Genomic DNA, 24,004 nt, shown 5'->3' on the forward strand with positions numbered 1-24,004 from the left:
CGACTGGAAGTCGCTCAGTGCAAGATATAAACGAGGTAATACAGTTTTACTCTGTGTGCCAAAATATCCTGGAAAAATTTAACTTTCTATAGCTGTAGCCAAACTCAGCACCTAGCACTTTGCTACAACCAAAATTCAAGAGTCACAATAGAAGACGCGGGCTGTCTACAAACAGTTATGCACTAAATTAAGGAGATTATTATCTGTGGTATTACAAATACAAACCAGCATCTACGAGCCTAAAACCCAGGAAATTGCTAAACAACTTTTAAGCGCTACTCAAGAAAATCGCTCGTTTTTAGCTTCCTTGCGTGACCAAATGCGCTGGGATGATAAATTACTAGCTTGGGCAATGAGTAATCCGGGTTTACGAGTGCAGCTTTTTCGCTTTATTGATACTCTCCCGGCGTTACGCAGTAAACCAGAAATTGCTGCCCATTTACAAGAATATTTAGGCGATGAAACTGTAGAATTACCAGCAGCCCTCAAAGGGATGCTCAATTTTGCTAACCCTGATTCTATGCCGGGACAGGTGGCGGCAACAACTGTCTCTACGGCGGTGGAAACATTAGCGCATAAATATATTTCTGGCGAAAATATTAAACAAGTCATCAAAACAGTTGAACGCCTGCGGAAAGAAAAGATGGCGTTCACCATTGATTTACTTGGTGAAGCTGTAATTACAGAAGCAGAGGCGCAGTCTTATCTAGAACGTTATCAAGAATTAATTGCTCAATTAGTAGAAGCATCGAAGAATTGGACGAATGTTGCGGCGATTGATCAAGCAGATGGTGAACAGTTAGCCAAAGTCCAAGTTTCTGTGAAATTAACAGCGTTTTATTCGCAATTTGACCCTTTAGATGCTGAAGGTAGTGAGGAAAGAGTTAGCGATCGCATTCGTAATTTATTACGTTATGCCAAGGAGTTAGGCGCAGCTATTCATTTTGATATGGAACAGTATGCGTATAAAGATTTAACTCTGAATATTTTGCAAAAGTTATTGTTAGAAGATGAGTTTCGCCAACGTACAGATATTGGCATAACAATCCAAGCATACTTGCGTGATAGTGAGCAAGATGCCAGAAATGTAATTGCTTGGTTGAAACAGCGCGGTTATCCGTTAACTATTCGCTTGGTGAAGGGTGCGTATTGGGATCAGGAAACTATCAAAGCAGCGCAAAAGCATTGGCCGCAACCTGTTTACAATGACAAGGTGGCGACTGATGCGAATTTTGAAACGATAACTCAGTTGTTGTTAGAAAATCATCAATATGTCTATGCTGCCATTGGTAGCCATAATGTGCGATCGCAAGCACGGGCAATTGCTATAGCCGAAAGTTTAAAGGTTCCCCGCCGTTGCTTTGAAATGCAGGTGTTGTATGGAATGGGGGATAAGTTAGCGAAGGCTTTGGTTGATCAGGGTTATCGGGTGAGGGTTTATTGTCCTTACGGGGAATTATTGCCGGGGATGGCGTATCTGATTCGGCGGTTGTTGGAGAATACGGCTAATAGTTCGTTCTTGCGGCAGAATTTGGAGAATCGGCCGATTGAGGAACTACTAGCGCCGCCGGATATGTCTCACGCAGAGACGCGGAGGCGCGGAGAGGAAGACAAGAGTTTTGTGGGGGCGGCGGATACTGATTTTGCGGAGGAGGAGAGAAGGAAAAGGGCGGCGCAGGCTTTTGAGGGGGTGCGTCGGGAGTTTGGGAAGACGTATCTACCCCTAATTAATGGGGAGTATGTGAATACTCTCGATGTGATTGATTCGGTTAATCCTTCTAATTACAGTCAGGTAATTGGCAAGGTTGGCTTGATTAGTGTGGAACAGGCACAACAGGCGATGCAGGCGGCGAAGGCGGCGTTTCCTGGGTGGAAGAAAACGCCTGTGAAGCAACGGGCGGATATTTTACGCAAGGCGGGGGATTTGTTGGAAGAACGCCGGGCGGAGTTGTCGGCTTGGATAGTGTTAGAGGTGGGTAAGCCTGTTAAGGAAGCTGATGCAGAGGTTTCGGAGGCGATAGATTTTTGTCGGTACTACGCTGATGAGATGGAACGGCTATATCAAGGTGTTAATTATGACGTACCTGGAGAAACTAACCGTTATATCTACCAGCCGCGAGGAATTGCAGTGGTGATTTCGCCGTGGAATTTCCCGTTAGCGATCGCCTGTGGAATGACTGTGGCTGCTTTGGTTACGGGTAACTGTACGCTGCTCAAACCTGCGGAAACATCTTCGATTATTACTGCCAAACTCACAGAAATATTAGTTGAAGCGGGGATTCCCCAAGGTGTTTTTCAATACGTTCCCGGTAAGGGTTCGCAAGTAGGGGCGTATTTGGTAAGTCATCCTGATACTCATGTAATTGCTTTTACTGGTTCTCAAGAAGTAGGCTGTCGCATTTACGCAGAAGCGGCAACCCTGAAGCCTCTGCAAAGGCACATGAAACGAGTAATTGCCGAGATGGGCGGCAAGAATGCGATCATTGTTGATGAAAGTGCTGATTTAGACCAAGCAGTTGTCGGGGTTGTGCAGTCAGCCTTTGGTTACAGTGGGCAAAAATGCTCGGCTTGTTCGCGGGTGATAGTTGTGGAATCAATCTACGATGCTTTTGTTGGGCGGTTGGTTGAGGCGACAAAATCATTGAATATTGGCGAGGCTGACTTACCGAGTACACAGGTAGGGCCTGTGATTGATGCTAACGCCCGCGATCGCATCCGGGAGTATATTGAAAAGGGTAAGGCAGAAGCAAAACTAGCTTTAGAGTTACCATCGCCAGCCCAAGGATATTTTATCGGCCCGGTGATTTTTAGCGAAGTCCCACCCGATGGCATCATTGCCCAGCAAGAAATCTTCGGCCCTGTGTTAGCTGTAATTAAAGTCAAGGATTTCGCCGCAGCGTTGAAGGTTGCTAACGGCACAAATTACGCTTTAACTGGCGGGTTATATTCCCGTACACCTTCCCACATTCAGCAAGCGCAGGAAGAATTTGAAGTCGGCAACTTGTATATTAATAGAAATATTACAGGAGCGATCGTCGCTCGGCAACCTTTCGGCGGATTCAAACTTTCTGGTGTCGGTTCCAAAGCAGGCGGCCCTGATTACTTGCTACAGTTCTTAGAACCACGGACAATTACAGAAAATATTCAACGCCAAGGCTTTGCACCCATAGAAGGCGCAGATTAATTTCATAAAAACTCTCTGCGCCTCTGGTTACTGAGCGCAGTCGAAATTTACGCCTCCGCGTGAACTTTAAAGCATAAAAATCAGGTGTGTAATCCTCACCTGATTTTTTATTTATAGCCGTAGCCATATTAGTTAGGAGGCTGCTTGCTTGAGAACGGTTTCTATTGCATCACGTAGATTATCGGATGTGGGTAACAACTTACGAACCCTACTTTTGAGCCATGCCCAACACTTTTCAATCCGATTGAGGTCGGGTGAGTAAGGGGGAAGATAAACGACCTGGCATCCTGCGGCTTCAATTAATGAAGCAATGCGGCCACCATGATGAAATGTCGCATTATCTATAATCACCCACTCACCCGGACGCAAGACCGGAATCAAACAAGTTTCTAGCCAGGTCTCAAACACAGTTCGGTTACACGCCCCTTCGACCGTAAATGGTGCAATCAATTGCCCCTCTCGATACCCAGCAATCATATTAATACGGCCTTGCCGCCGACCCGATTTGAGTTCGTAGAAGCGTTCCCCAACTTCAGAGTATCCGTAGCCGTAGTTGTCGCGTTCATCCATGCCAGACTCATCAACGTACACTAGATGCGATGCTTTCGGGTTTTCGAGTTGTGCTAAAAATGCCACTCTTTTGTCTTCCGAACGTTGACTATATCCGTATGTTTTTTTTACGCGAATGTCCTATTTTGATTAATGCCCTGGAAATCGTGCGCTGGCTTATCTCTCCTTCCCATAGCTGTGCCATTTCGCTTTGGGTTTTATCCCCATGTTCTTTGACAAAGGTGCGAAACTTATCCCAGTCGCTGATTTTGTTATTCTGCTGCAATCAATCCTTTCCTTGCTTTGGGTTTGACTTCACCCGTTTCGGCTCGGCGCTGCAACCACAAGTTGATTGTGTTGCGACTGATATTGAACAGAACACTTGCCTCACACTTCTTGAGTCCGTCCAATTCAATCGCTCCTATGACTTTTCGCCGGAAATCTTCACTATATGCTTTCGCCATTGAAATTGGGTAGATGCAATGCCAACTCTTCTAGTTTACGTCCTAACTTTGATGGCTATAGCTATAGATAGACCAAAATATCGGGAATAAACGTTAAGAAAATTAAGGTAAAAGCTTATCTTTCCTATCAAATGCTAGGCGATCGCATACACATCGAAAATCATTCATCAATCCAAAGAGAATTTTCAAACTTCACACTTCAACTGACTCAGGAAACTGGCGTTTTAAAGCTGGAAACACAGGACAAGGCGCTTGTTCTTGTAAATTGTTTGGTTTACTCCAAGTAAAAGGTGCTTTTTGCGCCGCAGACATCCATAACAAACGTTTGGCGCGTGTCATCGCCACATAAAGTAAACGATATTCTTCCGCAGTTTTTAAGTGTTTGGCTTGTTCCCAAGCTTGACTGACATCAGGTATACCCGATTCTCCGTGGAGGGCGGTGCGGATTTGGGCGCGGGCGACTTCTGATAAGGTGAAATCTCCTAAAAACTGGCTTTGAGGCGGAACCCAAAATCTACCAGGAATCAAATTCTCATGCAGAAAGGGAATAAAAACATAGTCCCAATCTAGCCCTTTGGCTTTGTGCATGGTAATGATGGTGAGTTGATTAGGACGGGTGTAATGTGCTTCTAAATCTTCGGTTTCTACAGGCTCAAACCGTTCTGAACTGACAATTTCGCTTAAAGTCGCCAGCATTGCACCCATTGAACTACCACCAGCTATCTGCTGATTGACTCGTTCTGCAAGTTTGTCAGCCGTGGCTAATTCTGCTTGGTCGTAATTTAGCGCCAAAGCGAGGAAGGATATCAATTGGTAAAGCGGTAATTCCATACGGGCGCGGAGTAAGCTACGACACAGGTGAGCCGCTTTTTCGACTGGTTCTGCTTGGGGGGCAGCTAAGGGGCCGGGATATAAAAACTCTTCTGGTAAACTAGCTAGGGCGTTGAGGTCTTGGGTGGGAATTAATTGTCTTTGTACTAATACCTCTAAGGCTGCTTTGAGATAATCAGGAGAGTGGGGTCGATCGCAAAATTGCAGTAATCCTAAAATTTCTTGGGGTACATGAGAACGGCGATCGCGCTCACCCACATCGTAAAGTGTAATTTTATGCTCTTTGCATACAGGAGCCAGCATCTCTGCTAACCATCGACCTTGACGGTTTTCTCTGACTAATACCGCCGCACGGGTATTTGCTGGGTCTGGTGTAAATAACTCCACTACTCTTTTCGCCAGTAGTTCGACTGTGTGGTGAATATCTCGCGGTGTGTATAGTTCTAGTCCTTTACCTTCTGGTGCTGGGTTAGCATTTTTTTGCGGGTCATTCGTACTCACAGGGTAAATTGTCTGTGAACGGAAGGGAAAAGAAGTTGTTACATGTGGCGACTTGCGATTTTTAGCACCATAAAAGCTATTCACCCATTCCAGCGCAAAGTTAGCCGCAGCAATAATAATTCTCGTACTGCGCCCAGCTTGATTCATTGTGGCTAATTTTGTCATGCGATCGCACTCTTCACAAAATTGCCGAAAATAAATCGGATCAGCTGGTGTAAAGGTGGAGTTAATCGCTTGGTTAGGATCACCAACTCTGACTAAATTGAGTGCTGTTAGCGGTAGCGGGGCGTTTAGCCTGTGCTGAGTGCTGAGTAAGATATTCTCCTCATACTCCCCTGCTCCCTCCGCCGAATCAGAAGCTAAAATTTCTAAAAGTTTTGTCTGAAGGGGGCTAGAATCTTGGGCTTCGTCTTCAAAGACTGCGAAAACTTGATTTTGTTCGATGCGGCGGGCGCTGTCATTTTCTAATACACGCAAAGCGGCGAGAATCATGTCGTCGTAGTCGATGAAGTCGCGCGATCGCATTAAGTTCTGATATTGTTCGTATAATCCTGCCGCTATGCTTAAAATTTCGTATTCATCTGAAGTTTGTTGACTCCATTCTTGTAATTGTTCTGGCCATATCCCAGAACTTTTGGCTTCGTGTATGACGGTGGTTGCTAAATCTGGTAAAACTTCGGTTCGCAGTACAGATTGACGACGCAATCTTTCTGTTTCTTCGCCGTCAAATTGTTGTCCTTCAAGTAAACGGAAATATTTTTCAGGATTGTTATTAATCCATTGTTCAACTGCTGTGCGAATTAAGCGATGGCTTTGACTAGGGGTAATTAATGTCAGATTTTCTAATTCTAAACCGGATAAATCAGGATAACGACTGGCAATATTTAACGCCAAGCCATGTAATGTATAGACAGCAAAACCTGTTTGGGGTAAAGATAAATTGTCACGGAGATATTGCCGAATTTTCGCTTTAATATTAGCCGCAGCAGAACGCGTAAAGGTAACAACTACTAATTGACGGTGAACCGAGGAACGAGACTGCGCTAAACGTTCATACTGACGGGCGATCGCGATCGCCGCCGCCGCCGCCATACCTGTAGATTTTCCAGCCCCCGGAACCGCAGAAACAGCTAATGGCCCCGATTCCCAATCGGCCATTTGTTGTTGTCCCTGGCGCAAGCTGTTGCGGATGGCTAATATTTTTTCGCTCAAAGACAAAACAGGCGATGAATGAGATAATTCCGTTTGGGCAGATTCTAAAGGTACAGTCGCAGTAAAGTTTGTGTCTGACATAGTAAATTTTATACTTTGGGCAGATGGACAACAACTAGCAGATTTATGTTAAGAAAAATCAAGTTTATTAATAATGTAATTTTCTGCCTCCTACATAGCCCAAAAATAATTATTGATGTCTCAATAATATGAATGTGATTATTCAACTATAAAGACGAATAATAGTTTGTATTTATTTACCTTTGTTGTAAAATTTTACATATCTCGATAATGATAAATAGCAGAATTTCTCTACATTATGTCAGTTTATTTGGGGCGATCGCCCTCGGCGCTATTTTGCGATTTTGGCATTTAGATTTAAAACCTTTATGGATGGATGAAGTAATTACTTCTATCTTTAGTTTAGGCAAAAATTATCATGATTTACCTTTGGATGTCTTATTTCCTCTACAACGCGTACAGGAAATTTTTACTTTTAATCCTGGTGTGAGTTGTTCACAAATCGCCACTAATGTTAATACACAGTCGACCCATCCACCCTTATTTTTTTGTGCGATGTACCAGTGGCTAAGTTGGATGACTCCTTTAGGAACAGAGTGGATTGCAAAATTGCGATCGCTTCCTGCTTTATTAGGTGTCGCTACAATCCCGGCGATGTATTGGCTAAATCGCCTTGCTTTTTCTCGGTCATCGGGAATTATCGCAGCCTTAGTTATGGCGACTTCACCTTTTGCTGTGTACCTTTCCCAAGAATCACGACACTATACTGCACCAATGTTGCTGATTACTTTGTCGTTGTTAGGACTAATTCAAATTCAGCAGGATATATTTAGGCGATCGCAGTTTAGTTTTTCGGTTTGGCTACTGTGGACAATAGTTAATAGCATTGGGCTTTATGTTCACTATTTTTTTGCTTTAGCATTTATTGCCGAAATTGCTACTTTAATCTTACTAATTTACAAATATAAGTTAAATATTTTAATTATCCAGAAAACTTGGTTATTTCTCTTTATTTCTAGCACTACAGTTTTCATTAGTTTCATTCCCTGGATATTAGGAATATTCAATCATATTCAGCGTAACGAAACAAATTGGTTGCCGACTCCTAACTATATTTCACCGTTATATCAAACTTTGATTAACTGGGTGTTGATGACAATTGCTCTACCTGTAGAAAATCAGCCTCTACCAGTAGCAATTATTAGTGTATTGCTGATGGTATTATTTTTTGTTTGGTTAGCAAATCAAGTATTCTCCGGATTACGAGGTTTGTTATTAGATAGTAAAACTAATATAGCGACAAATACGCTTTTGACGTTTACTTTTTTCGTAATTTTAGAATTTTTAATTATTATTTATTTCTTCGGTAAAGATATTACTGTTGTTCCCAGATATAACTTTGTTTATTACCCCAGCTTTTGCGTTCTGTTAGCAGTGGGGATTAATTATAGTTTCAAAAATAAAAAGTTAATTCCTGGTTTTTTAATTATTAGCATTATTAGTTGCATTTTTGTTGTTAATAATCTAGCTTTTCAAAAGCCTTTTCTCCCAGAAAAAGTGGCTCTAAATATGAATTTAGAGCCATCTATCCCAGCCATGTTGGTTACAGGATATGGCAGTTATCAAGATGTGGCACTAGGATTAAGTTTTGCTTTAGCTTTAGAGCCACTGAGAGATACAAACAAATTAGATAATTTTGCCTTTATTAATCAAAACTCTAGTGCAATTCCTTTCTGGCAAAAACTTTCGCAATTAGCTATTCCTGATACATCTAAATTAAATTTATGGATAGTGGCTCCTGGCTGGCGACGACGTGATTATCAACAGCAAGTAATTTTATCTGGGCAAACAGTTTGTAATATAGACCCTACACAACATTATAGAATTGGAATTCCTTATCAACTTTATCGGTGTGGGAAAAAATGATTTAAAACGCAAAGGTACGAGGAGGTTAGCGCAGAGGTAAACAGCGGTTTTATCTGTGTTATCTGCGCCTCCGTGGTTTGTTATTCGTCAATCAGCCAAGGTTCTTTGGTGACTTCTTCATCAAAAATTCGCTTGGGACGCACCAGGACAATTACTTTTCCTAGGATGGAAATCTCTGGTTCAGTTTCTAACCATTGAATATCTAATTCCCCATTTTGCTCCACAACAAAATAACTAGAAGCATCCCATTCTCTTTGTGCGCGATCGATAACTATTAATATTTCTTCTTGCCTGTTTTTCGGTTGATTGGGAAGGCGATCGCTGTTTGCCAAAACTACCACTGGATCTTCTGCATTTAACAGCACTTGCCAACCCGGTAAGGGAACCCAAGCTTGTTCTCCGGCAAACTTGACTATTTGAAATGGTTCACTAGCTGTAATTAGCGGTACAGCCTGTAAATCTTGTGGTGTTAAGGGATACTTACCCACTACAGGTAGAATGCGCGGGAGTTCATCTTCTGAGTCAAAACGATAAAAGGGCAACAGGGGAGCCGGACGCTTAGGAACGACAGTAAAATCAACCAGGAGTTGTTCTAGTTGCTTCCGGGCTGAGTCAGAGTGAGCAAAACGCAGTCCTTTGGCAATCAAACGCGATCGCTCTGCCAAATCAGAATTTTGCCGGGCTAATTTCCATGCTTGGTAAGCCACTGCATCCCCAACATGAGCTGAAAACCCATCTGGTAAATTGCGTAACCAAGAGTAATCTTTAATTGCTTTGGCGACTTCTCTTGCCCCATCTAAATCAACTTTGTGAATAAAAGTCAATTCCGCCGCCGCCGCCCGTTCTTCGTGGGTGAGTAGGCGTAATTCATATAAAACATCACTACCTCGTATAGCGTAGTGCGATCGCGTCGCTGCTGATGCGCCAAATTTTTCTATAGAATTGTAAACTTGAGCGCCAACCATTACCTGATTTTGTTGAATTGGCTCAAATCCGGTGGCTTCAAAAATTTCTTGGGGATTATGTCCAGACTTTTGCAAAGTGGCGATCGCAATTCCCCATTCCACCCAATTACCTTGCTTTTGCCTCAGCTGACGCAATAACTCCTGGGCATTGTCGTTGCCGGTGGTATCAGGGTTTTGAGCGTTGGGTGGTAAGTCAGTCATAATCTGGAGTGGCAGCTTGAACTAGAGAAAAGTACCGATATCTGATCGGCAAGTCTTATTCTAATCTTTAACAGCGAACTATCTATCACTCTACCGTCAAACAAAATTATAGGTTATCTATAGTACACACAAGTTCTGCGTTATAACTGATCAGTACCTTCACGCAAGGCTTACGCACCATAAATCAATTAAGCTTGGTGTGGAATATAACAATATAGTGAATTATTTACAGGAATTATCTCATGGATAATCCCACGCTTGAAATAAATGCAAGTCGTCGGCAAACAGCTACTTTAGAAAGAGCAAAAAAACTCAAAATATTGGTAGTCGATGATGAACCAGATAATCTCGATTTACTTTATCGGACTTTTCGGCGCGACTTTCATGTTTTAAAAGCTGATAGCGGTATCAATGCTCTAGAAGTTTTGGCAACAGAAGGAGAAGTAGCCGTTATTATCTCCGATCAGCGAATGCCAGAAATGAAAGGTACGGAGTTTCTGAGCAAAACTGTGCCGCAATTTCCCGATACAGTCAGGATTATCCTCACTGGCTTTACTGATATTGAAGATTTAGTAGAAGCGATTAATGCGGGACAAGTTTACAAATATATCACCAAGCCTTGGGATCCAGGAGAGCTGAAGGCAGTTGTCCAAAGAGCAGCAGAAACCTATGACTTGTTAAAACAACGTACAGAAGAATTACGCCGCGCCAATGCTCAAATGGCCTTATTGTCTGTGTTAGTGCAAGTCACCCAAGCCGCAGATACTTTAGAGTCAATTCTCGAACCAATAGCTACAGCCTTTAGTGATAGTTTCACTGCTGATGGCTGTATTTTGCAGTTGGTGGAAGGAAATGAATTAGCGAAGGTTCAAGGTTCTTATAGCCGTACTGCTACTACTATCAACTGGCTAGATAAAGACCTCTTGGTAAGTGAAGCGATCGCTACAGGAAAAGTCCAAACAGCTTTAAATGTGGCTAAAGAGCCTAAACTTGCTGGTATATCACACTATCAAGATACAGGTGTCCAAGCACATTTAGTTATCCCAATTACCTACCGCAATGGTATGTTAGGTGTGTTGTCACTCCAATGGCAACAACCTTGCTCTTTGCGAGAAGATGAACTGAACCTGATTAATTTATCGGCTCAATTAGTAGCGATCGCTCTGACTAGCAGTCGTTGCTATCAAGGAACTTTGTAGTTATTAGTCATTTGTCCTTTGTCCTTGGTCATTGGCTCATGACTAGTGACTAATGACTAATGACTAATGACTAATGACCAATGAATCAAGAAATTCGTGCCATTTTTGACAGTATTGCTCCAGTATATGACCAGCTAAATAATTGGTTGAGTCTGGGACAACACCGGATATGGAAGGAAATGGCTATTAAATGGAGTGGTGCTAAATCCGGTGACACTTGTATTGATTTGTGTTGTGGGAGTGGTGATTTAGCGTTGCGTTTGGCACGGCGTGTTGGCAATACAGGACAAGTGTATGGCGTAGATTTTTCACCTAACCTACTCGCAACTGCTCAAGAACGCTCTCAACAACAATATCCCCAGCCTGCCGTAACTTGGGTAGAAGCTGATGTCCTCAATTTGCCGTTTGAGGATAACCAATTTGATGCGGCGACAATGGGTTATGGGTTAAGAAATGTGACGGATATTCTCCAAAGCCTGAGAGAGATTCACCGGGTTTTGCAACCAGGTGCTAGGGCGGCAATTTTAGACTTTCATCGCCCCAATAACGAGCAATTACGGGCTTTTCAACAATGGTACTTGGATTCTATAGTTGTACCAATGGCTGAAAATTTGGGCTTAAAAGAACAGTATGCTTACATTAGCCCCAGCTTAGATCGTTTCCCTAGAGGAGACGAACAAAAAGAACTAGCCCTGCAAGCTGGTTTTGCATCAGTTACACACTACCCCATTGTGAACGGTATGATGGGAGTGTTAGTAGTCAGTAAATTTTAGATAAGAGATGGAAGATTTGGGATTGGCTCTGCTGGCAAAGAAGCAAAAGTTATCCAGAAACTAACATCTTGATCTAAATCTTCAAATTCAAAATTGGCAAGTCCAAAATCCTGTGGATTGGTCTCATCTTTGGCTTTATGTGTCTCCCCCAATATTGGGTGGGGTAATTGGCTACTTCACAAATGATATAGCCATCAAAATGTTATTTCGTCCTTACCAAGCAATTTATATTGGTGGACGACGCGTGCCTTTCACTCCTGGTTTGATTCCTCGCAACCAGGAACGTTTGGCTAAAAATATTTCGAGTACAATTATGGGGTCGTTGCTAACCCCAAATGAATTACAAAATCTGGCTCGGCGCTTGTTACAAACAGAGCGAGTCCAATCAGCTATTTTGTGGTTGTTACGTTTAGCAATTGACCAAATTAAAGCAGATAAAGACCAAAAAAGTGCCAAAATTGTGGCAGGGATTTTGCGTGATTTATTAGGCGAGTCTTTACCACGATTGTTAAAAGTTTTAGCAAGGCGGGAAGACTTTTTAGAAGCACAAATAAATCAAATTTTTGATCAAATATTGCTAGATTTACAACTAACTGATGAACAAGCTACGCGTTTAGCTGATTGGTTATTGCAGACAGTTTTACCTCCAGATATGTTGCGTCAGGCAATAATTGATTTTTTAACCGATCGCACAATTCAAATTATTGATGAAAGCTTCCGGGAAAAAACCAGTGGAACTTATTGGGTAGTAGCTAATTTGTTTGGTTTACGTAATAGTCTTACCCGACTGAGAACGTTTTGTTTAGATGAGAAAGAAGCGACTAATGCTCGTTTGCAAGAATTAACGCAGGATTTGCAAGTGCGCGATCGCCTGAAAAAAATCTTGCAGAATTTGTCTTTACAAAACTTACCAATTGGTACAGTCAGACAGTTACGTAAAACCACCCGCGAAACAGTCCGCCAATATATTCAAACAAGTGGTAGTGATTTGTTAAAAGGATTCACTGATTCTGTGAATTGGGAAAATATTGCTACACTGCTGTTGAATCGACTGAGTGCTTCACCTGTTGTTAGTTCTTCTTTAGAAGTTGTCAGCTTAGAATTAGCTTTAATTTTAGAACGTTATTTAGAAAAAGATTTAGAAGCGATTGTGGCGCAAGTGATTCCTATCTTGTCAATCGACCAAGTAATTATTGATCGTGTGAAATCAACTTCTCCTGCTGATTTAGAAGCAGCGATTGAGGGAATTGTCAAAAATGAACTACAGGCGATCGTCACTTTAGGAGGAGTATTAGGTTTTGTAGTCGGTTTATTCCAAACGGTATTTTTAATCTTGAGTCAGCAGTCATTATAAATGTAAAATTGAAGCGAGAGTCCTTCGGACACGCTTCGCGATCGCCTAACTCAAAATTTGAGCTAAATCCAAGATAAACCCAGGCAGAATATCTTCCCCACTCAAAAAATTTTGTAGGTGGTGATTTGACTATTTAGCTCATTTCTCATTAGTAACCTTTAACTTGGGATAAACAATGCGTTTATGGTGGAATTGCTGCCAAACTTCGACAAAAATTTGGGCAATTTGCGTCATTTCATCGCGTGTTAATCCAGATTCTTGTAGTTGATTGTCTTGCCATCTGGCACGCAGAATATTATTGAGTGTAGTTAAAGCTTGTTCTGGTGTAACTTCTTTGAGCGATCGCAGTGCGGCTTCACAAGCATCTGCTAACATAACAATTCCCGTTTCCCGTGACTGGGGAATTGGGCCGTCGTAGCGAAAATCCGCTTCATCTAATTTTATACTGGGGTCGGCTTGAGCTTGCTGTTGTGCTTGATGATAAAAATAAGCAATCAGAATTGTACCCTGATGTTCGGGAATAAACGCTTGAATTGCAGTTGGCAACCAATGTTTACGTGCCATCACTAACCCTTCACTAACGTGCTTTTTGATAATTTCGGCACTTTTCCAAGGGTTTTGAATTTCTGTTTCGTGTTTATTTGGCCCGCCCATTTGGTTTTCAATAAAACCTAAAGGATCGTGCATTTTACCAATATCGTGGTATAAAGTCCCAGCCCTAACTAATTCAACATTACACCCCAATTTTTTCGCCGCGGCTTCGGCCAGAGTAGCTACAAATAAGGTGTGTTGAAAGGTTCCTGGGGTTGCTGTGGCAAGTTTTTTTAATAAAGGGCGATTGGGGTTAGCTAATTCAGCCAACCGAATGGGAGTAACTAAATCAAAGAGTTTTTCTAAATAGGGACTTACGCCCAAGGCGACGATACTCCAAGCTAAACCTGATAAAGTAAATAATCCGGCTGCTTGAAAGACCATGTACCAGCCTATACTAAATGCTCCACCAAAGAATAAACTCAAAATTAAGTAAAGGCCGCCTTGAGTTGCTGCAATAGCTACACCTAATATTGCTAATTCTTCCCGCGATCGCAATCTTTGGGCAATACAACTACCTAATATACTTCCAGTTGCACCAGCTACCAAGGCTATTTTACTAACTTCTAAACTTGTAGGGATGACTAGCAACAAAAGCCCAATAACTGTTGTACCCAAAATCGGGCTATAAAAACTCCCTAATAATAAACCAACGGCACTCCAGGTAGTATGAACTATCCCCATTGCGATCGCGCCAGGTGTACTCAAAGTTAGTAGCAATATTAATAGGCGATCTCGTTGTCGTAATCGATGCTTGTTGTGCTTTTCTACCCACACAAAAATCCCGATTGCACCTGTAATTATGACTGCTAACTTCGTCAACCCCAGCCAATTATTTTCCCGGCGAATTAATTTATACTCTTCTAATACATCAAACTGCCAATCAGTAATTTTTTGTCCTTTACGGACAATTACCTCGCCTTGCTTCACATTTACGATTACAGGTAAAACTCCTTCCACTGCCTGTTGAGCCTGGATGCGAGTTTTTGCTTCATCTTTTTTTAAATTGGGTTTTAAGACTGTCAATAACAGCTTCGATGCTAAAACTTCAGCATCTTTTGGCACTAAATCTTGAATATGTATACTTACTGCCTTTTGTAAAATCTGATCTGGTAGTCCTTCTGGAATACCTTGAGTCAAGATGCGATCAGCAATTTGGCGAATCTGTGTATATGTAGATGACCAATCATCATCTGATAAATCTAAGATGACAGTTTCTTGATAAATTGTTTGTGGGTTAGCAGTTTCTAACTGTAAAAGTTGCGCCTTTGCTTGGATATATCGTTGGCGTACTTGAGATATTTGCTGCACCAATGACAGTAAGTTTTGTGCTGAGGTGGTGATTCGGTAAGCGTCTAACTCTCCTACTACTAGTTGGAAGTCTTTACTTTGAGTGATATTACTAGGTTTAGGTTGCTCAGAAGCTGGAGACTGGATGAGATTGAGAGAATTAGGTTCTTCAATCAGTGACTGGTTTTGCTCAATGGGTGAACCTGTTGCTGATGGAAATAAAGGAAGATATTTGGCAGAATTATGTCTTTGCCTAGTTTGATGTTTTGGTAAAAGCTCTAATTTCTGTTTACTCTGATTTTCGATGGCTGCTAGTAGTGCTTTCCATTCGGAGTCAGAACAAGCACGTAAATATTGCTGGGTAGGTAAGGATAAAGCTGCGGTGTCCAAAAAAGGAAAAGACCCAGCAACAGAGCGAATTTCATTACCTTGGTCGAGAAGTTGTTGCAATTGTTGGTTAATCTTGGCGGTGGTCGAAGTATCGACCATCAACACTGATGTAGAACTTTTACTAACAGCTTTACGTCTAGCTTCGGTTTGTTGTTTATTTTCAATACCGATAGAGTAGGGGGCTTTGAAAGTTTGTGGTGCGTAGGCTCCTATTTGCAGTTGGGGTTGGTTGTATAACTTATGACCTAGCACACCTGTCAGAGATGCAACTGCGATCGCCAAAACCACAGAAGAACGTTGTTCATGTACCCAGCTTAAACCGACAGCAATCATTCCAGTCTGAGTTTTGATCGATTTTGCCATTGATCTGGATACCGTTGCTCGTTTATGTTGTTTGCTATGGTGGCTGAATTTGCACAAAAACAAAGGAAAATTATTGAGAATATTTGTTTGAGGTTGGCCGCAGCCCCTTTGGCTATTTTGACGTTTCTTAACTAGCCAACGCACTGAGTGACATCTAGCTGTAGAACGCCGCCAGTCAGTTAATTGCTGGGTTAAGGACTGAAAAAATGGCTGCTTTTTCATTACCTTTGGCTGCTGACTTTAATAGGTCAGAACAAAATTTTTAATAAACATTTAAGCTTGAGTCGGAAGTATTTGACCAAGATAATTTGTAATATCTGCTTACAGAATCAGATGGAGGTAAAAATTGAAATAAATTTAGAAAAACAATCAGTGTTAGTGTTGCTGGGATTGATTAGTAGTAATTACTGTTTGATGCTGGATTAACGTGACCGAATAACTCGTGGCGCTGCAAAGACAGAAACAGAATTTTGTTTGTCAAGGATCATATATCCTTCTTGGGGGAGTTGTTTTGAATGTAGGGATAGATTATACACTCCTGACCATACAGCTAAAAGTGCATCGGTCAATTCTAACATTTGTGAATAATTTGCCAGTATCCCAGTAGAGTTATCGGTTGATAAGTGCAGAACTCCCCAATGAGGAGGAATTCCAGCTGTACTGTTGTAAGATCCAGATAAAGCACCTGCGATCGCACCGATAATTGGCGCAGGTAAAATTCTTAGTGAATTGTGATTTGCCCGCAAGACTGTCAAACGGAAGTCTTCTATGGTACTCAGAAAGCAGTAAAATGCTATGGCGATCGCACTGCTAGTTTTATCTTCTGTACTTAACTGTGCTTTGACTTTTTCTAAACCAGCATGTTTATTTAACAAATCATTAACTTGTAATAATTTTTTTGGTAATGCTGTTGGTGTTTCGCCAACAAAACTAATTATTTGAGGTATGAGGGTTTGAGGATTTAATTTTTCGGTTAAAGATAGAGCGATTATATATCCTACGGCTAAGATACCATCTCGTATAACTGGGTCGTCTCCCCAAAGTTGATACGTACATAACAACTGAGATCGTAATTTTAGTGGATTTTCATGAAAAAAAAGTGCCACTGGTAAAGTGGCTAAAATAATTTCTGAAATGATACTCTTACTAAGATTTAAGTTAGGCAGTTCTTTTTGCTGACGCTGTTTCCAGTCATCTAAATCTAATTTGCCTAATGCGATGAGACTTTCAGTCCCCAGAAGCATTAATTTGCCAATCTCAGAGAAAGCTTGAGGTGTTTGCTCTCCAGACTTGGCTAAATTTGCACCTAATAAAGCACCTAGTAAAGTACCTCTAAATCGACTGAACAGTGAATAGCGCATATTTTTGAAGTATGAAGTATGAAATCTGAAGTCTAAAATTTCAGCCTTAACAATTTATATAGCAACCGCCAAGCCAGTTAGGACATTGTTGATTGCTTCAAGTCTTGCAACAACTGAATTTATACTCAGTATTCAGCACTTTGCTATACTTCATTTTTTTGCAAATGATGCACTAAAGCCTGTAAGCCTAACAGATAACTTTGTTCGCCAAAACCGCTGATTTGTCCAATAACGACAGGGGCTATATAAGAATGATGGCGAAAATCTTCTCGACGGTAAATATTGCTGAGGTGTACTTCAACTGTGGGTAAATTAACTGCTGCGATCGCATCCCGTAGTGCCAAACTTGTATGTGTATATGCTCCAGCATTAATCAAAATTCCCTGGTATTTACCCAAAGCTTCATGAATCGCATCTACCAAAGCTCCTTCATGATTAGACTGCATGGTAAAAACACTTGCTTGTAGCTGTGCCGCTTTTTCTTGCAATAAACGGTTCATTTCAGCCAAAGTTACAGCACCATAAATTCCTGGCTCTCGCTGTCCCAGCAAATTTAGGTTTGGCCCATGCAGTACCAAAATGCTTAAAGGTTGCACCCTCAATTTTCAGTCCCTTCAAGTTTAACGACGACGGGAGCGTTCATTGACAGGAATCGGAATCAGTTCCGGTTCCGGTTCCGCTTCAGGCCCAAGCAGGGCTTCAATCAACTTGCGTGCCATCTCTTTCAGCTTTTCCAGTACCTTTTCTATATAGTCCATGAACTGACCGCTCCTGAGTTACTACCTATTGTAATTAAAAGCCATGCGGAAATTGGCTTTGTCTTACACGTTTTGCTGCTAAATTGGCTAATCCAGATTTTTGGATTACTGGCGTTAGCCATTTTGAAAATTTCCAGTTGTGATTTCCCTTACTTTTTAGAGTATCACATCAGCAACCTAATGAACTGCATTTAGCTAAGGATGGGTATGTCGTGGAAATAGTCAAGGTCATTAGTCAATGGTCAAGATTCATTTGTGATTAGTTATGATTTCTAGACTATGGACTATGTACTTTTGACTCTTGACTAATAACTAATTTGATGAGTCATTCTTTTTTGCCGCAGTCTTGGATGACTTGGTGGTTGATTTAGCTCCTGAGCTAGTTGTTTTGCTGGTTTTGCGGGTAGATTTTTTAGATGATGAAGTTTTACTAACTAACAATTCCAGAGCTTTAGATAGTGTCATATCTTCCACCGACTGTCCTTCTGGCACACTCACGTTAGTTTTACCATGCTTAATGTAAGGGCCATAAGGGCCATCGTAGATATTCACAGGTGAATCGTCTTCTGGATGGTTTCCTAATTCCCGTAACGCGGCTTTGGATTTGCTGTTAGTAGAACTCCGGCCTTTTTTCGGTTCTGATAACAATTCCAATGCTCTTTCTAAAGAAACTGTTAAAACATTGTCCGCTGCTTTTAACGAGCGGTAGTCTTTGCCTTCTTTCCCTTGGTCGTGAACTATGTAAGGGCCATAGGGGCCGATACTAGCTTGAATTTTACCCCCAGTAGCTGGATGGGTTCCCAAGGCACGGGGAAGCGCTAAAAGACCCACAGCTATTTCTAGAGTGACATTTTCTTTCGGCACGTTTTTGGGAATTGAGGCTTGCTTCGGTTTAGGATTTTCTTCTGTTTTGTCACCCAATTGGACATAAGGGCCGTAAGTACCAATTTTGATATAAATCGGCTCACCTGTTTCTGGGTGGCGACCAACTTCGTCAGGGCCAGTTGTTTTTTGCCGCAATAAGACTTCAACTTGTGCAGGGTCGAGGTCAGCAGGCGTTAAATCTTTAGGAATGGAGGCGGTGATGACACCTTCACCATTATCCATTTCGATATAAGGCCCATATTTGCCAATGCGGACTTTTGCTGCTAAATTTTCTAGTTCTACGGTTCTAGCTTTAGTCGCATCAATTTGACTTTTCTGTTCTCTAACTAGGGTTTCTAAACCTTTGTCACCTAGATAAAATTCTCGGAGGTAAGGTAGCCAGTTAACTTCTCCGTCAGCGATATCGTCTAAGGTTTGCTCCATTTTGGAGGTAAAGCTGGGGTCGACAATATCAGGAAAGTGTTTTTCTAGTAAGCTGGTGACGGCAAAGGCGGTGAAAGTGGGAATTAAGGCATTACTCACCAATTGGGCATAACCCTTATCGATGATTGTGCCAATGATGCTGGCGTAGGTACTAGGACGACCAATACCTTCACTTTCTAAGGTTTTCACCAAAGTTGCTTCGCTGTATCTGGCTGGCGGCTGAGTTTCGTGATCAACTGCTTCCAGTTCTTTACAAGTTGGATGATCTCCGACTTTCAGGTTTGGCAAAATAATTTCTTGGTCTTCTAGTGCGGCTTCGGGGTCGTCAGAACCTTCGACGTAGGCGCGTAAATAACCAGGAAAATCAATGCGTTTACCAGAGGAACGAAAACCTGCATCCTCAACTTGCAACTGCACAGTAATTTGAGTTTGACGGGAGTCGGCCATTTGACAAGCGACGGTACGCTTCCAAATTAGATCATAGAGAGCCAGTTCTCGACCGCTTAAACCTGTTTCTTGGGGCGTGCGGAAGGTGCTACCTGCTGGGCGAATGGCTTCGTGGGCTTCTTGTGCGCCTTTAGATTTGGTGGTGTATTGCCGGGGTTGGGGGCTAAGATATGCCTTACCGTAAAGCTTTTCTACACAATCACGGGCAGCTGCGATCGCCTGTTCTGACAAATGCACCGAGTCTGTACGCATATAGGTAATATACCCTTGTTCATACAAACTTTGAGCAGTCCGCATAGTGTCTCGTGCTGAAAGGCGTAGCTTGCGGTTTGACTCTTGTTGCAAGGTTGAAGTGGTGAACGGTGGCGAAGGTTTCCGGGTAACTGGGCGTTCTTCAATATCTGAGACATTCCAGGTTTTGCCTGTCAGTCTTTCTTTGAGGGCTACAGCTTCCGCTTCTTTCAGCAACACAACATTGCGCCCTGCCGTAATTTGCCCGGTGTTGGGATCAAAATCGCTACCGTTCGCTACTTTCGTACCGCCCAAGGTGACTAACTGGGATGTAAACGGTGCTTTGCCCTGTTCTAAGTACGCTTTTAAATCCCAATATGTCCCTTCATGAAAGGCTCGGCGTTGGCGTTCTTTTTTCACCAATAACCTCACTGCTACCGACTGTACACGCCCAGCAGATAATCCCCAGGCAATTTTTTCCCACAGCAAGGGAGAGAGTGTATAACCAACCAAACGATCCAAAATCCGCCGTGTTTCTTGGGCGCGGACTAACTGCTCATCAATATTGCGGCAGTTTTTCAAAGCTTTTTTAATCGCTTCTTGGGTGATTTCGTGAAACACCATCCGCTTGGTGGGAACTTTGGGCTTGAGCAGCTGGTATAAATGCCAACTGATGCTTTCTCCTTCGCGGTCTTCGTCAGTTGCCAAGATGAGTTCAGTTGCCTCTTTCAAGGCATCTTTCAGCTGGGTAACAATTTTCTTTTTGTCTTTGGGGACAACATACACCGGTTCAAAGTCTGCGTCTACATTTACCCCTAACTGCGCCCATTTTTCACCTTTGATAGTGGTGGGGATTTCACTTGCTGACTGGGGTAGGTCACGGACATGACCCATAGATGCTTCTACCCGATAGTCCTTTGGCAGGTAGTTACGAATGGTACGAGCTTTTGTGGGAGATTCGACGATGACGAGAGTTGACATGGAAATTTTAAAAAAAAGATAGCTGTTAAGCTAAACAGTCAAGTTGGGGCAAGTTCTGCAAAATGTCAAGAGAAAATTTCGAGCTTGGAGGCTGTGATTTCATCCTTACACAAACTGCCTGTTAATGCGAAAATCGCCAAACTTCAGGTGCAGTCTTTCCTAAAGCATAGGATAAAGAAACGTTGGATCTGAATTTCCAACTATTTCAATCTTTAACTTATCTAGGGCAAATTGGCGACTATAGTTAGCAAAATACTGTCGAAGTGTACTAAGAAGTGTACTAATACGATACTTTTTATAGGTTTTAGGGGCTGGATATACACAAATAAGGTGAGAGTGGATTAATACTCAGTATCTTTTCTCGTAGGCATACTACTAACTCCCTCTAGAATTTTTGAGGTTGTGCCAAAATTAAATCAAAATTGCGATGAAAAACGAAGTAGTGTTCATTACTGTTTGCCGAGAGTTAAGACTATGAAAGCGATTCGTCAAGGTGATGTTATTTTACTCCCTGTACAGCAAGTTGATGGGCAAAAACTACCTCATTTAACTTTGGCAGAAGGGGAAGTGACAGGACACAAGCATCGAATTAGTCAGGGACAGGCAGAACTATCGCAAAAGGATAGCACTCTCTATCTGTGCGTTTTGTCAGAAATAGCATTGCTAACCCACGAAGAACATCAGGCGATTCCTATCCCCCAAGGTAACTGGTTAGTCAAAATTCAGCGTGAGTATGAACCAGAAGGTTGGCGATATGTCGCAGATTGAAAAACTCACGCCTGAGCAAGAGGCTTTGATTCCAGTTTATCGAGAGAAGTGGCGACAAATTGCGCTTTCTACTGAAAGGATTGATAGAGAGAAAGCGGCTGAAGCTGTGAAAGCTGTTTATAAAATCATGGGCTTCGATAAGCCGCAGATTGTATTTTTTGATAGCCCTTATGCTGCTTTAAAAGAATTTAACCAGCAATTACATAAGTCTCAATTCAATGAAACAGCTTACACAATCCAAGGGGAAATACTGACGGAAAAGAGAAATTACATACGCTCTCAAATCCTTAACAAAGAACTGTCAATTTTTCTTATACAAGAATTTATTTCTAATCCATTAGATGATATCTTTGAAAGACTTAGTTGGATTATATTAAAAGAACTGCATCCACACTTTTATATTCTTGATGAAGAACTAGATATTGAGGCTTTTGATGTAAGTTACTTTGCACCAGAGTCTTGGGCTAATGTTGCTAGTTATATTGATTTTTGTATATCTGAGATAAATTGTGATTTATCTCAACAAAATTGGTTTGTGTTACAAAACCTAGTTAAAAATTGTGGTTGGATTTTTCCTGATGAGCATATAGCAATTATATGCGATCGCCCGCTTCACATTCGCTTCGATAACGAAAATCGCCTTCACGCAGAAGGTGAACCAGCCATTGAATATGCTGATGGCTATAGCCTTTACTCTTATCACGGTGTCACCTTACCTGAAAAATACGGTAGGATTCATCCACAGCAATGGCAAGCCCAATGGTTATTAACAGAAACCAATGCTGAACTGCGGCGCGTGTTGATTCAAGGTATAGGTTACAATCGCATTTGCCAAGATTTACAAGCTATTGAATTAGATAATTGGGCTGGTTATACTCTGTTAATAATTGATAATGATTTTATTGATATTGAACCGATTTTGTTATTAAAAATGACTTGTCCAAGTACAGGTTTTATTCATGTTTTACGTGTTCCCCCAAATATGCTATCAGCCCGTGAAGCGATTCGCTGGATAAATTGGGGGCTTGAGCCAGATGATTTTATAATAGAAACTTGAAAGTAGTTATTTTATTCGTGAATATGCAGATTCCCGACTTCTTTAAGAAGTCGGGAATCTAAAGATGGGTAATTTTGTTTTTAATATTTATCAATCTTGGCAACTGAATCAGAAAATACACCACAATCTGTTAATCTTACACCTTACTACACTCAAAATTACGGCTCAATTTATTTAGGCGATACTCTGCAACTAATTAAGTTTTTGCCAGACAGCAGTGTTAACTTAATTTTGACGTCGCCGCCGTTTGCTTTGACTCGCAAAAAAGAATATGGCAATGAGAGTGCAGAAAATTATATTGAGTGGTTTCTACCTTTTGCGTCGGAATTCAAAAGAGTACTGGCAGATGATGGCTCATTTGTTTTAGATTTAGGTGGTGCTTATCTTCCTGGGAATCCTGTACGGAGTCTTTATCAATACGAATTGTTGCTGAGATTGTGTAAGGAAGTCGGCTTTTTTTTAGCGCAAGAATTTTACCATTACAACCCAGCGAGACTACCTACCCCCGCTGAGTGGGTGACAATTAGAAGAATTCGGGTAAAAGATGCGGTTAATGTTGTTTGGTGGTTATCAAAAACACCAAATCCTAAAGCAGACAATCGCAAAGTTTTAAAGCCTTATAGCCAGAGTATGCAGCGATTACTCAAAAATGGTTATACAGCTAAAATACGTCCCAGTGGACATGAAATTTCGGATAAATTTCAAAAAGATAATCAAGGTGCAATTCCACCAAATTTATTAGAAATTCCTAACACAGAGTCAAATAGTCTTTATTTACGTCGCTGTAAAGCTGGAGGAATTCAGCCCCATCCGGCACGGTTCCCTCAGGGGTTTGCTGAATTTTTCATCAAGTTTTTAACTGATGAAGGAGATATGGTTTTAGATCCATTTGCTGGTTCCAACACAACTGGTTTTGTAGCTGAGACTTTAAAACGCCAATGGATTTCTTTGGAAATTAATCAGGATTATGTTGTGGGGAGTCGTTTTCGGTTTGTTGAGTAGCCAAATCTATTGAGAGTTAAGTTAAAACTTATTAATTTTTACTTAAATCTCTCCATCTACTTGCATTTTATGAACCTGATCTGCCAGTTCTTGACGGTTTTGATCGTCAAGCTTATCGATCGCTAACATCCCCATGAGGATGACTTCTTTGAGAGTTAAACGAGTTGAATGTGCCTGTTTTTGCACAATCTCCTTAATAATCGGACTAACACCGATCGCTGTACTAGCTCTAGCCACAGAACAAATATATAACATTCAAGACACCGCCTAAATCTTA

16 protein-coding genes and 1 pseudogene are annotated in these 24,004 nt (G+C 41.6%); 8 read left to right on the forward strand and 9 right to left on the reverse strand.

The genetic code is table 11. The annotated features are described in order from the left end of the window. Nucleotides 1-205 precede the first annotated feature (205 nt). Nucleotides 206-3,184 carry an L-glutamate gamma-semialdehyde dehydrogenase gene (pruA, locus tag NOS7107_RS12630; protein ID WP_015113365.1) on the forward strand — a complete coding sequence of 993 codons (2,979 nt, stop codon included), beginning with the start codon at nt 206-208 and terminating at the stop codon, nt 3,182-3,184. A 132-nt stretch (nt 3,185-3,316) separates the two neighbouring features. Here the strand turns inward: pruA and NOS7107_RS27835 are convergent. Further along, a pseudogene (locus NOS7107_RS27835) lies at nt 3,317-4,197 on the reverse strand (IS630 family transposase). A 192-nt stretch (nt 4,198-4,389) separates the two neighbouring features. Beyond that, complete coding sequence (locus NOS7107_RS12645) at nt 4,390-6,822, reverse strand: ATP-dependent helicase (RefSeq protein WP_015113366.1); 2,433 nt, start codon at nt 6,820-6,822, stop codon at nt 4,390-4,392. Nucleotides 6,823-7,032: 210 nt separating this feature from the next. Here NOS7107_RS12645 and NOS7107_RS12650 point away from each other — a divergent pair, with 210 nt between their 5' ends. Then, nucleotides 7,033-8,688 (forward strand): glycosyltransferase family 39 protein, encoded by a 1,656-nt coding sequence (locus NOS7107_RS12650; RefSeq protein WP_015113367.1) that lies wholly within the window; start codon nt 7,033-7,035, stop codon nt 8,686-8,688. A gap of 80 nt (nt 8,689-8,768) precedes the next feature. On the opposite strand, the gene NOS7107_RS12655 is transcribed toward NOS7107_RS12650, so the two are convergent. After that, nucleotides 8,769-9,854, reverse strand: a complete 1,086-nt coding sequence (locus NOS7107_RS12655; protein WP_015113368.1) for a RuBisCO accumulation factor 1 — start codon at nt 9,852-9,854, stop codon at nt 8,769-8,771. A gap of 242 nt (nt 9,855-10,096) precedes the next feature. Between NOS7107_RS12655 and NOS7107_RS12660 the strand changes: the two genes are divergently transcribed. From NOS7107_RS12660 to NOS7107_RS12670, 3 genes are all read left to right on the forward strand, one after another. Further along, nucleotides 10,097-11,053 (forward strand): response regulator, encoded by a 957-nt coding sequence (locus NOS7107_RS12660; protein ID WP_015113369.1) that lies wholly within the window; start codon nt 10,097-10,099, stop codon nt 11,051-11,053. Between the two features lie 80 nt (nt 11,054-11,133). Further along, a complete protein-coding gene (gene ubiE, locus NOS7107_RS12665; RefSeq protein WP_015113370.1) occupies nt 11,134-11,826 on the forward strand; it encodes a bifunctional demethylmenaquinone methyltransferase/2-methoxy-6-polyprenyl-1,4-benzoquinol methylase UbiE in 693 nt (230 codons plus the stop codon). Between the two features lie 112 nt (nt 11,827-11,938). Next, on the forward strand, nt 11,939-13,180 hold the full coding sequence (locus tag NOS7107_RS12670) for a DUF445 domain-containing protein (RefSeq protein WP_015113371.1): 1,242 nt from the start codon (nt 11,939-11,941) through the stop codon (nt 13,178-13,180). Between the two features lie 138 nt (nt 13,181-13,318). Here NOS7107_RS12670 and NOS7107_RS12675 read toward each other — a convergent pair whose 3' ends face one another. From NOS7107_RS12675 to topA, 5 genes are all read right to left on the reverse strand, one after another. After that, a complete protein-coding gene (locus NOS7107_RS12675; protein ID WP_253274545.1) occupies nt 13,319-15,814 on the reverse strand; it encodes an HD family phosphohydrolase in 2,496 nt (831 codons plus the stop codon). A gap of 422 nt (nt 15,815-16,236) precedes the next feature. After that, nucleotides 16,237-17,175 (reverse strand): ADP-ribosylglycohydrolase family protein, encoded by a 939-nt coding sequence (locus NOS7107_RS12680; RefSeq protein WP_015113373.1) that lies wholly within the window; start codon nt 17,173-17,175, stop codon nt 16,237-16,239. A gap of 143 nt (nt 17,176-17,318) precedes the next feature. After that, nucleotides 17,319-17,771: a type II 3-dehydroquinate dehydratase gene (gene aroQ / locus NOS7107_RS12685; protein WP_015113374.1), complete on the reverse strand. Its 453-nt coding sequence runs from the start codon at nt 17,769-17,771 to the stop codon at nt 17,319-17,321. Nucleotides 17,772-17,795: 24 nt separating this feature from the next. Continuing rightward, nucleotides 17,796-17,933 carry a hypothetical protein gene (locus NOS7107_RS29010; protein ID WP_015113375.1) on the reverse strand — a complete coding sequence of 46 codons (138 nt, stop codon included), beginning with the start codon at nt 17,931-17,933 and terminating at the stop codon, nt 17,796-17,798. Nucleotides 17,934-18,245: 312 nt separating this feature from the next. After that, complete coding sequence (topA, locus tag NOS7107_RS12695) at nt 18,246-20,900, reverse strand: type I DNA topoisomerase (RefSeq protein WP_015113376.1); 2,655 nt, start codon at nt 20,898-20,900, stop codon at nt 18,246-18,248. 474 nt (nt 20,901-21,374) lie between these two features. On the opposite strand from topA, the gene NOS7107_RS12700 reads away from it, so the two are divergent. From NOS7107_RS12700 to NOS7107_RS12710, 3 genes are all read left to right on the forward strand, one after another. After that, a complete protein-coding gene (locus tag NOS7107_RS12700) occupies nt 21,375-21,668 on the forward strand; it encodes a hypothetical protein (RefSeq protein ID WP_015113377.1) in 294 nt (97 codons plus the stop codon). Then, entirely contained in the window at nt 21,655-22,725 is a 1,071-nt protein-coding gene (locus NOS7107_RS12705; RefSeq protein ID WP_015113378.1) for a DUF6745 domain-containing protein, read from the forward strand. The genes NOS7107_RS12700 and NOS7107_RS12705 overlap by 14 nt, the downstream gene beginning before the upstream one ends. A 96-nt stretch (nt 22,726-22,821) precedes the next feature. Next, nucleotides 22,822-23,727: a site-specific DNA-methyltransferase gene (locus tag NOS7107_RS12710; RefSeq protein WP_015113379.1), complete on the forward strand. Its 906-nt coding sequence runs from the start codon at nt 22,822-22,824 to the stop codon at nt 23,725-23,727. Between the two features lie 42 nt (nt 23,728-23,769). On the opposite strand, the gene NOS7107_RS12715 is transcribed toward NOS7107_RS12710, so the two are convergent. Then, a complete protein-coding gene (locus NOS7107_RS12715; RefSeq protein WP_015113380.1) occupies nt 23,770-23,982 on the reverse strand; it encodes a hypothetical protein in 213 nt (70 codons plus the stop codon). Nucleotides 23,983-24,004: the final 22 nt, after the last annotated feature.

Source organism: Nostoc sp. PCC 7107 (assembly GCF_000316625.1).
Taxonomy (GTDB): domain Bacteria; phylum Cyanobacteriota; class Cyanobacteriia; order Cyanobacteriales; family Nostocaceae; genus Nostoc_B.